This window comes from Dyella humi (genome assembly GCF_044904605.1).
GTDB classification, from domain to species: Bacteria; Pseudomonadota; Gammaproteobacteria; order Xanthomonadales; family Rhodanobacteraceae; genus Dyella_B; species Dyella_B humi.
This window is the reverse complement of the sequence record NZ_JADIKI010000023.1, coordinates 241004-254990: the sequence shown is the minus strand read 5'-3', so window position 1 is coordinate 254990 and position 13987 is coordinate 241004. Positions and strand designations below refer to the sequence as shown.

17 protein-coding genes are annotated in these 13987 nt (G+C 62.3%); 9 read left to right on the top strand and 8 right to left on the bottom strand.

The genetic code is table 11. From position 1 onward, the window contains the following. The first annotated feature begins 97 nt into the window (after nucleotides 1-97). The 5 genes from ISP18_RS12355 (at nucleotide 98) to ISP18_RS12335 (ending at nucleotide 5204) form a co-directional block, all read left to right on the top strand. Entirely contained in the window at nucleotides 98-352 is a 255-nt protein-coding gene (locus tag ISP18_RS12355; protein ID WP_380012080.1) for a YfhL family 4Fe-4S dicluster ferredoxin, read from the top strand. After that, nucleotides 349-2064: a gamma-glutamyltransferase gene (gene ggt, locus ISP18_RS12350; protein ID WP_380012077.1), complete on the top strand. Its 1716-nt coding sequence runs from the start codon at nucleotides 349-351 to the stop codon at nucleotides 2062-2064. Before ISP18_RS12355 ends, ggt begins: the two co-directional genes overlap by 4 nt. A gap of 71 nt (nucleotides 2065-2135) precedes the next feature. Further along, nucleotides 2136-2984 carry an MBL fold metallo-hydrolase gene (locus ISP18_RS12345; protein ID WP_380012074.1) on the top strand — a complete coding sequence of 283 codons (849 nt, stop codon included), beginning with the start codon at nucleotides 2136-2138 and terminating at the stop codon, nucleotides 2982-2984. Between the two features lie 23 nt (nucleotides 2985-3007). Continuing rightward, complete coding sequence (locus ISP18_RS12340) at nucleotides 3008-4054, top strand: TMEM43 family protein (protein ID WP_380012071.1); 1047 nt, start codon at nucleotides 3008-3010, stop codon at nucleotides 4052-4054. Between the two features lie 418 nt (nucleotides 4055-4472). Then, nucleotides 4473-5204 carry a hypothetical protein gene (locus ISP18_RS12335; protein WP_380012068.1) on the top strand — a complete coding sequence of 244 codons (732 nt, stop codon included), beginning with the start codon at nucleotides 4473-4475 and terminating at the stop codon, nucleotides 5202-5204. A 73-nt stretch (nucleotides 5205-5277) separates the two neighbouring features. Here ISP18_RS12335 and ISP18_RS12330 read toward each other — a convergent pair whose 3' ends face one another. The 3 genes from ISP18_RS12330 to ISP18_RS12320 are packed head-to-tail and all read right to left on the bottom strand — an operon-like array spanning nucleotide 5278 to nucleotide 7331. Further along, nucleotides 5278-5844 carry an NUDIX hydrolase gene (locus ISP18_RS12330; RefSeq protein WP_380012065.1) on the bottom strand — a complete coding sequence of 189 codons (567 nt, stop codon included), beginning with the start codon at nucleotides 5842-5844 and terminating at the stop codon, nucleotides 5278-5280. A gap of 19 nt (nucleotides 5845-5863) precedes the next feature. Further along, entirely contained in the window at nucleotides 5864-6757 is an 894-nt protein-coding gene (locus ISP18_RS12325) for a 5'-3' exonuclease (RefSeq protein ID WP_380012063.1), read from the bottom strand. A gap of 4 nt (nucleotides 6758-6761) precedes the next feature. Continuing rightward, the gene (locus ISP18_RS12320) at nucleotides 6762-7331 is read right to left on the bottom strand and encodes a nitroreductase family protein (RefSeq protein ID WP_380012061.1); all 570 of its coding nucleotides are present in this window, start codon (nucleotides 7329-7331) and stop codon (nucleotides 6762-6764) included. A 127-nt stretch (nucleotides 7332-7458) separates the two neighbouring features. On the opposite strand from ISP18_RS12320, the gene ISP18_RS12315 reads away from it, so the two are divergent. Next, nucleotides 7459-8364, top strand: coding sequence for an alpha/beta fold hydrolase (locus ISP18_RS12315; protein WP_380012058.1), 906 nt, complete (start codon nucleotides 7459-7461; stop codon nucleotides 8362-8364). Nucleotides 8365-8373: 9 nt separating this feature from the next. On the opposite strand, the gene cdd is transcribed toward ISP18_RS12315, so the two are convergent. After that, nucleotides 8374-8787 (bottom strand): cytidine deaminase, encoded by a 414-nt coding sequence (gene cdd, locus ISP18_RS12310; RefSeq protein WP_380012055.1) that lies wholly within the window; start codon nucleotides 8785-8787, stop codon nucleotides 8374-8376. 87 nt (nucleotides 8788-8874) lie between these two features. Here cdd and ISP18_RS12305 point away from each other — a divergent pair, with 87 nt between their 5' ends. Then, entirely contained in the window at nucleotides 8875-9975 is a 1101-nt protein-coding gene (locus ISP18_RS12305; protein WP_380012052.1) for an NAD(P) transhydrogenase subunit alpha, read from the top strand. 12 nt (nucleotides 9976-9987) lie between these two features. Here the strand turns inward: ISP18_RS12305 and ISP18_RS12300 are convergent, their stop codons facing one another. Genes ISP18_RS12300 through ISP18_RS12290 form a run of 3 tightly spaced genes read right to left on the bottom strand, consistent with a single transcriptional unit; the run spans nucleotide 9988 to nucleotide 11480 of the window. Then, nucleotides 9988-10506 (bottom strand): DUF3106 domain-containing protein, encoded by a 519-nt coding sequence (locus ISP18_RS12300; protein ID WP_380012049.1) that lies wholly within the window; start codon nucleotides 10504-10506, stop codon nucleotides 9988-9990. A 3-nt stretch (nucleotides 10507-10509) separates the two neighbouring features. Then, on the bottom strand, nucleotides 10510-10896 hold the full coding sequence (locus ISP18_RS12295; protein WP_380012046.1) for a DUF3619 family protein: 387 nt from the start codon (nucleotides 10894-10896) through the stop codon (nucleotides 10510-10512). Next, nucleotides 10893-11480, bottom strand: coding sequence for an RNA polymerase sigma factor (locus ISP18_RS12290; protein ID WP_380012043.1), 588 nt, complete (start codon nucleotides 11478-11480; stop codon nucleotides 10893-10895). The genes ISP18_RS12295 and ISP18_RS12290 overlap by 4 nt, the downstream gene beginning before the upstream one ends. A 204-nt stretch (nucleotides 11481-11684) precedes the next feature. Between ISP18_RS12290 and ISP18_RS12285 the strand changes: the two genes are divergently transcribed. Both ISP18_RS12285 and ISP18_RS12280 read left to right on the top strand, forming a co-directional pair. Next, nucleotides 11685-11993, top strand: coding sequence for an NAD(P) transhydrogenase subunit alpha (locus tag ISP18_RS12285; protein ID WP_380012040.1), 309 nt, complete (start codon nucleotides 11685-11687; stop codon nucleotides 11991-11993). Continuing rightward, nucleotides 11993-13456, top strand: a complete 1464-nt coding sequence (locus ISP18_RS12280) for an NAD(P)(+) transhydrogenase (Re/Si-specific) subunit beta (RefSeq protein ID WP_380012037.1) — start codon at nucleotides 11993-11995, stop codon at nucleotides 13454-13456. The genes ISP18_RS12285 and ISP18_RS12280 overlap by 1 nt, the downstream gene beginning before the upstream one ends. Here ISP18_RS12280 and ISP18_RS12275 read toward each other — a convergent pair. Next, on the bottom strand, nucleotides 13453-13896 hold the full coding sequence (locus tag ISP18_RS12275; RefSeq protein WP_380012034.1) for a hypothetical protein: 444 nt from the start codon (nucleotides 13894-13896) through the stop codon (nucleotides 13453-13455). The genes ISP18_RS12280 and ISP18_RS12275 overlap by 4 nt on opposite strands. Nucleotides 13897-13987 lie beyond the last annotated feature (91 nt).

Here is a 13987-nt window from a genome sequence, read left to right as displayed (position 1 = left end):
GTTTCACCGCTTATCGAGGTTGTGCATGGGACAAGGAAGTCGTTGTTCCTTTGCTGCTTCGCACAACCCTCAACCGGCCCATGTAAACTACCCGGGCATGTCCCTCAAGATCCTCGACACCTGCGTCAACTGCGACGTCTGCGAACCCGTCTGCCCCAACAAGGCGATTTCGCTCGGCGAGGAGTACTACGTCATCGATCCCGCCCTGTGCACTGAATGCGTCGGTCATCACGATGAGCCGCAGTGCGTGGTCGTGTGTCCGGTGGAATGCATCATCGTCGATCCCGCGCACACCGAAACGCACGGGCAGCTCGAAGACAAATACAAACATCTGATGGAGGCCAAGGGATGAAGCTTGCGTTGCGTTGGCATGTGCTCTTGATGGGTTTCCTGCTTGGTACCAGTGGCGCATTCGCCGCCGACAAGCCCACCTCCACCGCACAGGCCACGCAGCTTGCGCAGCGTCCCGGCCATGCCGGTATCGCCAGTGCCAACGCTCTGGCCACCGAAGCGGGCTTTGAAGTGCTGGCCAAGGGCGGCAATGCGTTCGACGCGGCAATTGCGGTGGCATCCACGCTGTCGGTGGTGGAGCCGGAAAGCTCCGGCATTGGCGGCGGCTTCATGGCCACCATGTACATCGCTTCGAGCAAGCACAGCGTGTTTGTCGATGCGCGCGAAACTGCGCCGGCTGCGGTCAATGCCAAGGATTATCTCAACCCCGACGGCACGCCCAATCGCGATACCGCGTTGAAGGGGCCGCTGTCGGCTGGCATTCCCGGCGAGCCGGCGGGCCTAGCGTGGCTCGCCAAGCATTACGGCAAGCTGCCGCTCTCCGCTTCATTGGCGCCGGCGATCCGCACTGCGCGCGATGGCTTCAAGCCGGATGATCGGCTGCTCGGCTCCATCAAGGAGGAGCAGAAGAACATCGAGCGTTGGCCTGCTGCCGCAGAGAAATTCTTGCCCGGCGGCAAGGCGCCGGCTGCCGGCGAAATCTGGCGCGATCCAGATCAGGCGCACACGTTGGAGATGCTGGCCAAATACGGCGAAGCCGGGTTTTACAGTGGTGAAACCGCGCAGAAGTTGGTCGACGCGGTACGCGCCGGAGGCGGCAACTGGACACTGAAGGATCTGGCTTCCTACCGCGTGAAGGAACGCGCGCCGCTCACGGTCGACTATCGCGGCTACACGATCATCACCGCGCCGCCGCCGTCGTCCGGTGGCGTGGCTATCGCCGAAATTCTCAACATTCTTTCCGGCTTCGATCTCACCAAGCTGGATCAGGCGCATCGTGTGCACCTGGTGATCGAGGCCATGCGCCGCGCATTCCGCGATCACAACGATTACCTGGGCGATCCGGATTTCGTGAAGATGCCGCTGAACATGCTGCTGTCGCCGTACTACGCCGATGGCTTGCGCCAGACCATCCTGCCGGACAAAGCCACGCCCTCTTCGATGCTGGCACCGTCGAACGGTCAGGATCCGGGCATGCACACCACGCATTTCTCGATCATCGATGCGGACGGCAACATGGTGGCGATTACCTCCACTGTGAACTACGTGCTCGGCTCCACCTTCGTTGCGAAAGGCACCGGCGTGCTGCTCAACGACGAGATGGACGATTTCGCGCTGGTGCCGAACAAGCCGAATGTATACGGCCTGCTAGGCAGCAAAGCCAACGCGCCGGAGCCGGGTAAGCGCATGCTGTCGTCGATGTCGCCGAGCATCGTGATCGGCGCCGACCGCACCGCGGTGATCGGTTCGCCCGGCGGTTCTACCATCATCACGCAGGTGCTGGAAGGCATTCTTGCTTTCATCGACGGCGGCGATGCGCATGAGGTGGCGGCGCACAAGCGCTTCCATCATCAATACATGCCGGATGTCGTGTCGGTTGAGCCTGGCGCCTTCGACGACGCCACCAGTAGCGCATTGACGCAGATGGGCCATACGCTGAAGGAACGTGGGCCGTGGGGCTTCATGAACGTGGTGATCTGGGATCGCCGCACCAACAAGCTCGATGCGGCGAGCGATCCGCGCAGGGATGATGGGTTGGGCAAGGTGCAGTAAGCGCCCCTTTCCTTACGTTACACGCTGGTCAAAGACGGCAAGGCAAGCTCAAGCGTTTCGGAAAAATCGTCATGCAACTGTGGTCCCTAAACGGCAACACCCAAAAACTCGACGGCGGCGCTATGTTTGGCAACGCACCGAAGGCGATGTGGTCGCGCTGGATCGAGCCGGACGAGTTCAACCGTATTCCGCTTGCCTGCCGTTGTCTGTTGGCGAAAGATCTTGAAGGCCGCAACGTGCTGTTTGAAACCGGCATCGGTGCGTTCTTCGAGCCTTCGCTGCGCGAACGCTACGGCGTGGTGGAAAGCCATCATGTGTTGCTGGATTCGCTCGCCGCGTTAGGCCTCTCGCACGAAGACATCGACGTGGTGGTGCTCTCGCATCTGCACTTCGATCACGCCGGCGGCCTGCTTGCGCCGTGGGAGGAAGGCAAGACGCCGCGACTATTGTTTCCGTATGCGCAGTTCCTGGTGGGTGCTCAGCATTGGCAACGCGCCTTGAAACCGCATCCGCGCGATCGCGCTTCGTTCGTTCCAGAGTTGCAGCAGCTGCTGCAGGACAGTGGGCGGTTGGAACTGGTGGCAGGCGAGCACTCCCAGGCGCTGGGCCGGGCCGTGCGCTTCCATTTTTCCGACGGCCATACACCGGGACTGATGCTGGCTGAAGTGGCCGGTGTCGTGTTTTGTGCTGACTTGATTCCCGGGCGTGCCTGGGTGCACTTGCCGATCACCATGGGCTACGACCGCTTTCCGGAAGCGTTGATCGACGAAAAGCGTACCTTTCTGGACGACAAGCTCGCGCGCAACGTGCGACTGTTTTTCACTCACGATCATGCTTGCGCCATGGCGCGCGTGACACGCGACGAGCGTGGGCGTTATGGTACGGCAGACGAACGGCCCGAATTGCGCGGCATCGTTTGATCTAACCCGTCTCCGGAGGCTCGATGAGCAGTGAGCGCAAGCCACTCTCCATCCGTGAATTGTTGATGCCCGCGCTGGGCGCCGTGCTTCTGCTGATCGGTGTCGGCGTGGGTTCGGTTGTCGAAAAAGGGCAGCTCGATTACAGCGCGCAGATGAAACGGCACGGCGGGGACGTGCTGGATCTAGGCAGCAACGGCCGTCCTGATGCGGGCGAACAGGGTTTCATGGTGCGCGTGGTGGGTGCGCTGCAAGTGGTGGAGGCGCCGCTCGACAAGCAGTTCAATCAGCAGACCGATCAGCCGGTGCTAATCCGCCACGTGCAGATGTTCCAGTGGCGCGAACTTCAGTATGGCGGCGCGCCGACCTACGAAATGGATTGGCAGGACCACCCCATCGACTCCAGCCATTTTCAGCGGCCCGAAGGTCATACCAATCCGGACAAGTTTCCATTGGAAAGCGCGCAGTTCGATGCGGGCCTGGTGCGCTTGAATGGTTTCGTGCTCGCGCCGGCGCTGGTGCATGCGCTGACGGGCAGCGCACCGGTCACGCCGAATTTGCGCAATTTGCCGAGCAATCTCGCCGCGAGTTTCAGCCTTTACGACAACAGCCTGGTGACCAGTGTGGTGCCGTCGCGCCCGCAACTGGGCGATTTGCGTGTGGCGTGGGAGGCGGTGCCGGTGCAAGCCGTCACCATCGTGGCGAAGGTGGATGGCAACAAGCTCGTGCCGTCGGGTGACGCTACGGATGGCGTTGGCTTCGCGGTGCAATCCGGTGAGATGCCGCTATCGGAAATTTTTTCCGATTCGCCATTGCCCCCCGAATATTCCTGGTTGAAACGCGTTCTCGCGCTGCTGTTGGCCGCGCTTGGTGCCACGATGCTGGTGCGCTGGCATTACCAGCGTGTCGACCTGATTCTTGCACCTGGCATTGCCATGCTGGTGATCGGCGCCGTTGATGCGGTGCTATGGCTGGGTAATGACAACTCGTTTGCGGCCGCCTGGGCCGCCCTTGCGGTGCTTGGAGCGGCACTCACGATTTGGCGCGTGCGTGCGCTGATGGTCGTTACATAAATCGCGTCTTCCATTTTTTCTTTGAATACAAGTGGTTGCGTTATTTTTTGCACGCGATCCAGGCGTTCTTCCTGAAAAAGCCATCAAACCGCTTGCGTCGGAGCGTACTTTGGACTAAAACATCCATGAACACGCATTTCGCTAATGAACACATAGCGGCGATGGCGCAGGGAGCGGAAACGGCATCGCGTGGAGATGAAAGGGGCACTCACAGACAGTGCACGGAAACTGCCAAGCCCATCGAAGGCGGCTTGGACCCTCAACCGAGGACGACGTAGAACTGGGTGATAGAGCGAGGCCTTTTGACTTCCCCCTGTTTCTCAGTCGGTGCTCGAACGAGCCTGTCATCGACAATGCATAGCGGGGGCGCCTCAGTATGCGCAACGCAAAGTGTTTCAAGCTGGTACGGAATTGGAGAGTGTCGCTCAAGCGCACTCGAGCGGCGGAGGATGGAGGCGCTCCAGGTCATCGGTCCAGGAATGCCGCTTTTCAAACCCATGCCGCTTCCTCGCACGAGGAGCCGGATGCAGCGAGAAAGTACGCCTGCATCAGAGGCAGTAAATCGGCCGCATTGGCCGGAGCTCCGTTCTATAGAGGAAGAAGCATCGGGCATGAGCTGCTCGACAACGCGCGGGTCTTCAGCGAGCTGTCACATGATGTGGTGAGGTTTATTGACGAGGTGGAAAACACTTCGTCGAAACTTGTCTCGCCGCTCGCGGCGGATCATCAGGAAGCCCAGCATTTTTCCATGCTGGCCAGCCAGGTTCTGAAAAACGCCCAGCGTGGTTCGGCCTCGTGCAAGCATATCGACGCGGTCATCGCCGATAGCGTGGATCGCATCCGTCAGGGCATCATCGTGATGGAGCAGGCGGGTTTTCAGATGCTCCACGTCATCGACTCTGTGATCCAAAGTGCCGAGATGACTGCCTTCATGGGGAATTCGCATCAGACCGCTGCCATGCACGTTTCATCTACGCCGCATGTGGAAGATGACGACAGCGACTTGCTGCAGCAAGAGGCCGCGTTGGCCGTGCAGGATCTCAAGTCGTGGGCGCTTGTGCTGAAAAGAAATCTGCAGCAGCTGCGTCTATCCGAACAAGACGAGAGTGCCGGCGCGGTGTGGCAGGTTGGCGACGGCACCAGAGGTTAACCGGCAGTTTGCAGTGATATTGCCGGTGTTCGAATGTGAGGCTGCCTCCCCTGCAAGCAGGGGAGGAGGAGGCTCAGCCGAACACCTCGGCATGCTCGATGAACCACAATCCCGCAAACAGCTTCGGATCGATCGAATACCCGTCCTTCGCACGCGCCACCAACCACGCGCCGGCTTCGCTGCGCGGTATTTCGTGCACCACGATGTTCTCGGTCACGTCGCCGCCGCCATCGCTCACCTTCACCAGATCGTGCGCGCGCACGAAGGCAATGATCTCGTTGCTCATGCCGGATGATGAAGGCCCTTCGTGCACGAAGCTGACGCGGCTGCAGCGATAGCCGGTTTCTTCTTCTAGTTCGCGCTGAGCGGCGATGAGCGCGCTTTCGTGTTGCTGGTCCGCCAGATCACCGACTAGGCCGGCCGGCATTTCGATGGTGAATCGCTGAACTGCGACGCGGTACTGCTCCACAAACAGCACGTTGTCTTCCGGCGTTACCGCCAGAATGATCACCGCACCGCCGGGATTGTTGCGCTCGGCATATTCCCAGCGGCCGCGGCGGCGCAGGCGCAGCCAGCGGCCCTGGTAGAGCGTTTCCTCGGGAGCGCTGGCGTCTTCGGGTTTACGGTTGATGTCGTTCATGGGGAATGTCTGCTTGAAGTCAGATGCTGGTCAGCGCGCGCAGCCGATTGCGTGTGAGCGGGCCGAAGCGAAGCTGTTCGCACAAGGCCTCGAGCGTTTCTACGCCGCGCTTGCGAACCAGCACGTCAAAGCCGCTATCGATGGGCGCATCCAGCGCAATACGAGTCAGGCGGCGGTACAACCTGGCTGCATCGGCATGTTGGCGCAGCTTTGCGGCGCAACTGGCCGCGCCACGCAGGCGCAGGAACGCCACTTCATCCACGCGATCGAGCAATGCGTCCAAGGTGCCGAAATGCGCCAGCAAGGCGGCGGCGGTTTTCGCGCCGATGCCGGGCACGCCAGGAATGTTGTCGACGGCGTCACCGCACAGTGCGAGGTAATCCGCCACTTGGACCGGATGCACGCCCAATCGCTCGAACACACCAGCCGGTCCCCAGCGCAGGTTGCGCGCGAAATCCCATTGCTCATCGTGTTCGCCAAGCAGCTGGCCGAAGTCCTTATCCGCCGACACGATCACGCTACGAAAGCCGTGCGCGCGCAAGCTCCACAAGGTGCTGCCGATCAAGTCGTCCGCTTCGAAGCTGTGATCGATCAGCACGCGGATGCCGAGTGCTTCGGTGACGGCGCGGCACAGCACGAACTGCCGTTCCAGATCCGGCGGCGGCAATTCGCGATTCGCTTTGTAGGCGGGATAGATCGCATTGCGGAACGATGTGGTGAGCGAAGCATCGAATGCCACCGCCAGATGCGAAGGATCTTCGCGCTCCAGCACTTCGCACAAGAAGCGCGTGTATCCGTGCACCGCGTTGACCGGATGGCCGTCGACGTCGTGAAACTCGTCCGGCATCGAATGCCAGGCGCGAAACACGTACAAGCTGCCGTCGATCAGGTGTGCGGTGGGCAACGCAGACACGTGCTCAGCCCTTCCATTCGGTGAGCAGATCGTCCAGCGCGGGACGATCGCGATCGGGAATTTCGGCTTGCGGCGTGCCGATATGCACGAAGCTGACCACGCATTCGTTCGCTGCCAAGCCGAGCAGGCCGGCCACTTCCGCATCGTACGCCGCCCAGCCGGTGAGCCATTGCGCGCCGAATCCCAACGCATAGGCACCCAGCAGAATGTTGTAGGCCACGTTGCCGGCGCACAGCTTCTGTTCGATTTCCGGAATGCCGGCGTCGTGATCGATGCGGGCCACCACAGCAATCACCAGTGGCGCGAAGGTGTAACGATGCCGTTCCTTCTCGCGCTTGGATTCGGGCAGATCCGGATCGCGCCGGATCGCACGCTCGGCGAGCAGGGTGCCGAACTTCAGCTTGGATTCGCCGCGCAGAGCGATCAGCCGGAAGGGAACCAGCTTGCCGTGATCAGGCACGCGAATGGCGGCTTCCAGCAGGCTGCGCAAGCTGGTTGCATCGGGCGCGGGTTCGCCAAGCTGGCGCGAAGGTGCGGAATGGCGTTGCTGCAGCAGGGAAAGCGCATCGTCCATGGGGAGTCGTACCTGGGAAAACGCTTATCCTACAACCGTCTGCGTCCAGTCACGATGCCTTTCAGTCACGCAGACGCGCGCAGGCCATGAGCCTACGATCCGCGCATCCTGTCGAGGAGTGCGCAGTATGAAGATGCTAAGAGGCCTGATTGCCATCTTCCTGATCGCCTTGATCCCGGCCACGCGTGCGAGTGAAGCCGCCGCGTCGATCAGCGACGGCTATGTCACCACCGACGATGGCGCGCGCATCCATTACCTGCAAGCAGGGCAACGCCACGATGCGCCGGCCCTGGTGTTGATCCCCGGCTGGACCTTGACGGCGTCATTGTGGCGCGAGCAATTGCAACGGTTTTCGTCGCAACGGCGCGTGATTGCCGTGGACTCGCGCTCGCAAGGCGCCTCGTCGATCATGCTGACCGGTAACACGCCGGAGCGTCGCGCGCGGGATCTGCACGAACTGCTGGCATCGCTGCATATCGATCGCTGCGTACTGGTGGGATGGTCGCAGGGCGCGCAGGATGTCGCCGCCTATGTGCAGCAGTTCGGCACCGGCTCGCTCGCCGGTGTCGTGTTCGTGGATTCGCCTGTTTCCGCAGGCACGAACGAAGTGGATATCCGCAAGGAGTTCAGCAAAGCGATTCTTTCGGGGCTGTCGCGCTACATGGCGCAGCCGGCCGATTACAGCGCGGGCATGGTGCGTTCCATTTTCCGGCATCCGCCGGCCGATATCGACGCGGTGATCGCGCAGGCGCAGCGCACGCCTGTGGCCGTCGGAGCGGCGATGTTGGTATCGGATATCTTTGGCGCCGATCGGCGGCCGGCGTTGCAGAAGATCGATCGTCCCGCGCTGGTGATCGCCTCGGCGGATTCACCGCTGCTCGATGCGCAAAAGGACATGGCTGCAGCCATCCCCGGCGCGCATTTCGTTGCGGTGCCGAATACGCGTCATGCCGTGTTCGTGGATGATCCGCAGGCCTTCGATGCAGCATTGAGCCAACTGCTCAAGGCTGCTGATTCAATGCGTGGTGAGTAGGCTGCAGGCTCAGCGTGTTGGGACAAGCCGGAATCCATCGGGCAGTAATGCTTCCACCGTCGTCTGCCGCACGGCGCCGGCAACATTGGCCAGCAGTACCGGCATATCGCTGGTGCATAGTTCGGCCAGTACCTGGCGGCAGGAGCCGCACGGCGTAACCGGTTCGGGCGTGTCGGCGATTATGGCGATGGCGCTGAAATCCCCAGGCTTGCAGCCGGCGGCGATGGCGCTGAACAAAGCGGTGCGCTCAGCGCAGTTGCACAAGCCGTACGCGGCGTTCTCCACGTTGCAGCCGGGGAACACGCGGCCGTCCTTCGTCTGCAGCGCGGCGCCAACCTGGAAACGGGAATAGGGCGCATACGCCAGTTCGCGGGCACGGCGTGCAAGCTCTAACAGGGCGGTGCCGACGATCTGCTCGGGCATCGGGTTTCCTCGTTACCCCGATTCGGGCTGGCCAGTCTAACCCGCGCTTAGGCTAGGATGGTAAGCCTCATCCGCAGGAGATGGCCGATGTCGATCACCGTGTCCGCATTGCGTGAAACCGCCGCCGGCGAGCGGCGCGTCGCGATCACGCCGGAAGTGGCGAAGAAGTTGCGCGGCAAAGGGTTGCGCGTGCTGCTCGAACACGGTGCGGGCGCCGCGGCCGGTTTTCCGGATACGGCTTATGCGGACGTCGAATTTGCCGATGCGGCACACGTGCTGGCACAAGCCGATCTGCTGGCCTGCGTCTTATCGCCGGACGACGACGCGCTGGGCCGTCTACGCGAAGGCGCCGTCGTGGTGGGCCAACTACGACCGCATGGCGCGGCAGCGCGTATCGCGGCGCTTGCACAAAAGAAGCTGATCGCCTTCGCACTGGAACTGCTGCCGCGAACTACGCGCGCACAAGCCATGGACGTATTGAGTTCGCAGGCCGCCGTGGCAGGTTATCGCGCCATGCTGATCGCCGCCGAGAACGCGCCGAAATTCTTCCCGATGCTCACCACTGCGGCGGGCACCATCCGCCCTTCGCGCGTGCTGGTCATTGGCGCGGGTGTGGCGGGTTTGCAGGCGATCGCCACCGCACGGCGCCTGGGCGCGCAGATCGAAGGCTATGACGTGCGCCCTGAAACGCGCGAGCAGGTGGAATCGTTGGGCGCGAAGTTTTTGGATCTGGGCGTGAGCGCCGCTGGCAGCGGCGGCTATGCGCGCGAACTCAACGCCGAGGAGCGCGCGGCGCAGCAGCAAGCGCTGGCCGAACATCTGAAAGTATTCGACGTGGTGGTGACTACTGCCGCGGTGCCGGGGCGTGCGGCCCCGAAGATCCTCACGACCGCGATGGTCGATGGCATGAAACCGGGTGCGCTGATCGTAGACCTTGCCGCCGAGAGCGGTGGTAATTGCGAGCTTACTCGCCCGGGAGAACGTGTGGAGCACGGCGGCGTGGTGATTCTCGGGCCGCTCAATCTCGCTGCAGGCGCGCCGTTGCACGCGTCGGAGATGTATGCGCGCAACATCTACAACTTTGTCGAGTTGTTGATACGTGATGGCGCGTTGCAGCCGGACTTCGAGGATGAGTTGGTGGCTAAGAGCTGCGTGACGCGCAATGGCGAGGCGTTGTTGAACGCCTAACGACGCGCCGGATCAGTGCTTTCCACGCGGCGGCATGCCGAACGCACGTCCCGCGGGCAAGGTGGAACGCGGGCCCAGATGATCCAGCCATTGACGCTTCTCCTCGGGCGACTGTTCCAGCCAGCGACGGCGTAAGGCTTCGCGCTGGTCAGGAGGAAGCTGTTGGAAGCGCTTGAAGGCTTCGTGCAGTTCCTGCTGTTTTTCCGCCGGTAGGGTGTCGTAGAGATGCTGGTTCTGGCGCGCCTGTTCGCGCTGCTCAGGCGTCATCTTCTGCCAGCGATCGATGCGTTCGCGGATTTCTTGCTGCTTATCCGGTGGCAGCTTCATCCAATCTTGGGTGCGCTGGAGCATGTGCTCCTGCCGGGCCTGCGGCAGCGTATCCCACTGTGATTGCAGCGGCGTAAGCAGGTATTGCTGCTCGGGGCTCAGGCTGTTCCACGGGTGAATGTTTTGCGCATGCGACGGCGCCGCGATCATCAGACCGAGCAGGAAGGTCAACAGCGATGGCAGGCGAAATCTTCGTAGCAGCATGGATTAGTGTTTGGTCTGGCTACCGTCGTTGGAGGCAAGCCAGCTGTAGAAGTCGAGATTCTGGTAAAGGCCAGGATCCGCTTTATCGGCACCCGGCGGCAGATATTCATTGTCCTGCTCAACCACGGCGGCCGTTTGCGGCTTGACTTCGCTCTGCAGTCGGGGCGCCGGCTGCCAGATCATCAGCGCTGCCAGCGCGACAGCGGCCAATGCGCCGACCGGCAGCAGCACGCGTGCGCGGTGATGCGGCGAGGCATGCGCGGTGGCGGTTTCAAGGGCCGTGCGGCGCGCGGCGCGCAGGCGCCCGGCGGTGACCGGGTCGATGCTTTGAGTCGCCTCCTGATAAAGCGCGCGGACGCGCTGTTCGAATTGTTTGTCGGACGAGTTCATCGCCACTCCTCCAGTTGTTCCCGCAAATGCTGCATGGCTCGCGAGAGATGTGTTTTTACGCTTCCTTCCGAACAGCCCATTACCGCGGCGGTTTCCGCCACATCCAGCCCTTCCAGCACCCGCAGCATGAAGGCTTCGCGCTGACGCTGCGGGAGCTTCTTCACGGCAGCGGCCATGTCTGCGTAGGACTGTTCTCCGTGCAGTTTTTCCAGCGGATCCGGTCCGTTGTCGGCCGGCTCCCACGCTGGCAGTTCGTCGCCGTCATCGTCGTGACCGCCGCCCAGCCAACCGACGACGATGGAGCGCACCTTGCGTCGGCGCTGCAGATCCACGATGCGTCGGCGCAGGATGCCCCAGAACAGCGGCGTCCATTCCTCTGCAGGCTTGTTGCGGTAATGCTTGACCAGACGAAGCATGGCGTCCTGCACGGCGTCCAGCGCGTCCTCGCGATTGCCCAGGTGGAGCTCAGCCATGCGGAAGGCGCGCCGCTCCATGCCGGCCAGGAAGGCATCCAACGTGGCCGGTACTGCTTTGCCTTCCTGCGCAAGAAGTTCCGCTTCGAAAACGGCCGACACACTGTTCATGGCGGCGTTCTCCGAATCGTCAGGGCGAGCATCCTGGGGCTCCATCTGTTCGACTCTCGCCATCAACGCGCGGGGAACGCACGGGTTGACGTTACGACGCCTTTACTGCGTATACATACGCGGCCGCACGGCACGGCGGCATAGCTCGCAGCACACCGGCCACCGTATGATGCGGCGAATGTGACCGATTGGCGGGAGAAGGACATGCTGGACGGGTTCCTGGCGCTCTATATCTTCATGCTGGCCGCGTTTACGGGCTACGAAATCATCGCGCGGGTACCGGTGATCCTGCACACGCCGTTGATGTCCGGCTCCAATTTCATCCACGGCATTGTGCTGGTTGGGGCCATGATTGCGCTAGGTCATGCGCATACGCCGTTCGAACTTGCGATAGGTTTCATCGGTGTACTGCTAGGTGCCGGCAACGCCGCCGGCGGTTACGTGGTGACGGAGCGGATGCTGGAGATGTTCAAGTCCAGCAAGCCCGGGCAGGGCCGTGGGGAGGCCAAGTGATGGCCTGGCCGCAGACTCTGATAGACGCCTGCTATTTCATCGCCGCCCTGCTGTTCATCCTTGGTCTCAAACGCATGAGCTCGCCGCGTACCGCTCGCGGCGGCATCGTGTGGGCCGGCTTCGGCATGTTGCTGGCGGTGGTGGCCACTCTGCTGCTGCCGGACATGCAACACCGTGGGCTGATCATCGCGGCCGTGCTGATCGGCGTGTCGGCAGCCTGGTGGTCCGGCCGACGCGTGGCAATGACGGCCATGCCGCAGATGGTGGCGCTCTACAACGGCATGGGCGGCGGCGCGGCTGCGGCGATTGGCGCTTCGGAACTGGTCAGCCATGCGCAGGATGTTGCGATTGCCGCGCCCAATACGTTCCCACTGATGCCGGAAAGCTGGTCGCCATTGCACGGTGCAGTCGTCGTATTGCCGCTCAGCCCAGTGGCGCTGGCACTGGGCGTGCTCGGTGCGCTGATTGGCTCGGTGAGCTTTTCCGGTTCGTTGATCGCTTTCGCCAAGCTGCAGGGCTGGCTTGATCGTCGTTTCGTCTTCCCTGGCCAGCAAGTAGTGAACCTGTTGGTGCTGGCGGCCGCGGTGGCGATCGGCGTTCTGCTGGGCAGCGGGCACGTCACTCTCGCGTTGATCTGCGCGTTCTTCGTGCTGGCTCTGCTGTTCGGCCTCCTGATGACGCTACCGATCGGCGGCGCCGACATGCCGGTAGTGATTTCGCTCTACAACGCCTTTACCGGCTTGGCGGTGGCGTTCGAAGGCTACGTGCTGCAGAACGAGGCGATGATCATCGCCGGCATGGTGGTGGGCGCGGCCGGTACGCTGCTGACGCAACTGATGGCGAAGGCGATGAACCGCTCGATCGGCAACGTGCTGTTCGGAAGCTTCGGCGCAGCAGCGGGCGCATCGGCGCAGGCTATTGGCGGCAGCCAGAAACCGATCGAAGCGGCCGACGCTGCGGTGATGATGGCTTATGCCGAGCGTGTGGTGATCGTGCCCGGTTACGGCATGGCGGTGGCGCAGGCGCAGCATAAGGTGTGGGAATTCGCGCAGGCATTGATCGCGCGGGGCGTGAAGGTGAAGTTCGCCATTCATCCGGTGGCCGGCCGCATGCCCGGTCACATGAACGTACTGCTGGCCGAGGCGGGCGTGCCGTACGACTTGATCGTGGACATGGAAGACATCAATCCCGAATTTCCCGTCACTGACGTGGCGCTGGTGATCGGCGCCAACGACGTGGTCAATCCGGTTGCCAAGACCGATCCTGCTTCACCGATCTACGGCATGCCGATCCTCGACGTTGCCAACGCCAAGCAGGTGATCGTGGTGAAGCGCGGCAAAGGCACCGGCTTTGCCGGCATCGAGAACGCGCTGTTCTATGCCGACAACGCGCGCATGCTCTACGGCGATGGCCAGGCCGCGGCAGGCCAACTGGTGACGGAACTGAAGACGCTGGACGCCTAGCCGACCCTGCGCGGCGTTGCGACGGACGAGCGCAGCGAGGTCACCACTGCGACCACGATGCCGACCAGAGCCCATCCGATATCGAGCCTGCTCAACGAGATGCGCGCGAAATCCAGCAACATCGACGGCCCGGCGGTGCGCATCGCATCGACCAGGCCGTAGCCCATCATCGCGGCGATGTTCACGGTGGCGATCAGCACGTGGATATAGACGCTTGCCACCACCGTGGCCAGCGCCGCCAGCAGAGCCGCATTCCAGCGCTTGCCATGCACCCACTGCCGTATGGCGATAGCGAGCAGCCAGCCCGCGGGTACCGCCAGCCAAGGCAGGGGGCGATGAAAGAACACGGAGGGCAACAGCCATAAAGCGCCAGCTGCCAGACCCAACATCACCGCGCAAAGCAGCGCGAAGCATTCGCCGACGATCTTCCGCGCGATCATGGATGCTCACTTGGACTGGCTGGAAAGATGGTCACGCGATGTCCTGACAGGCATAACAAAGCGGAGCATCTTAACGTGATCCAGACGGATT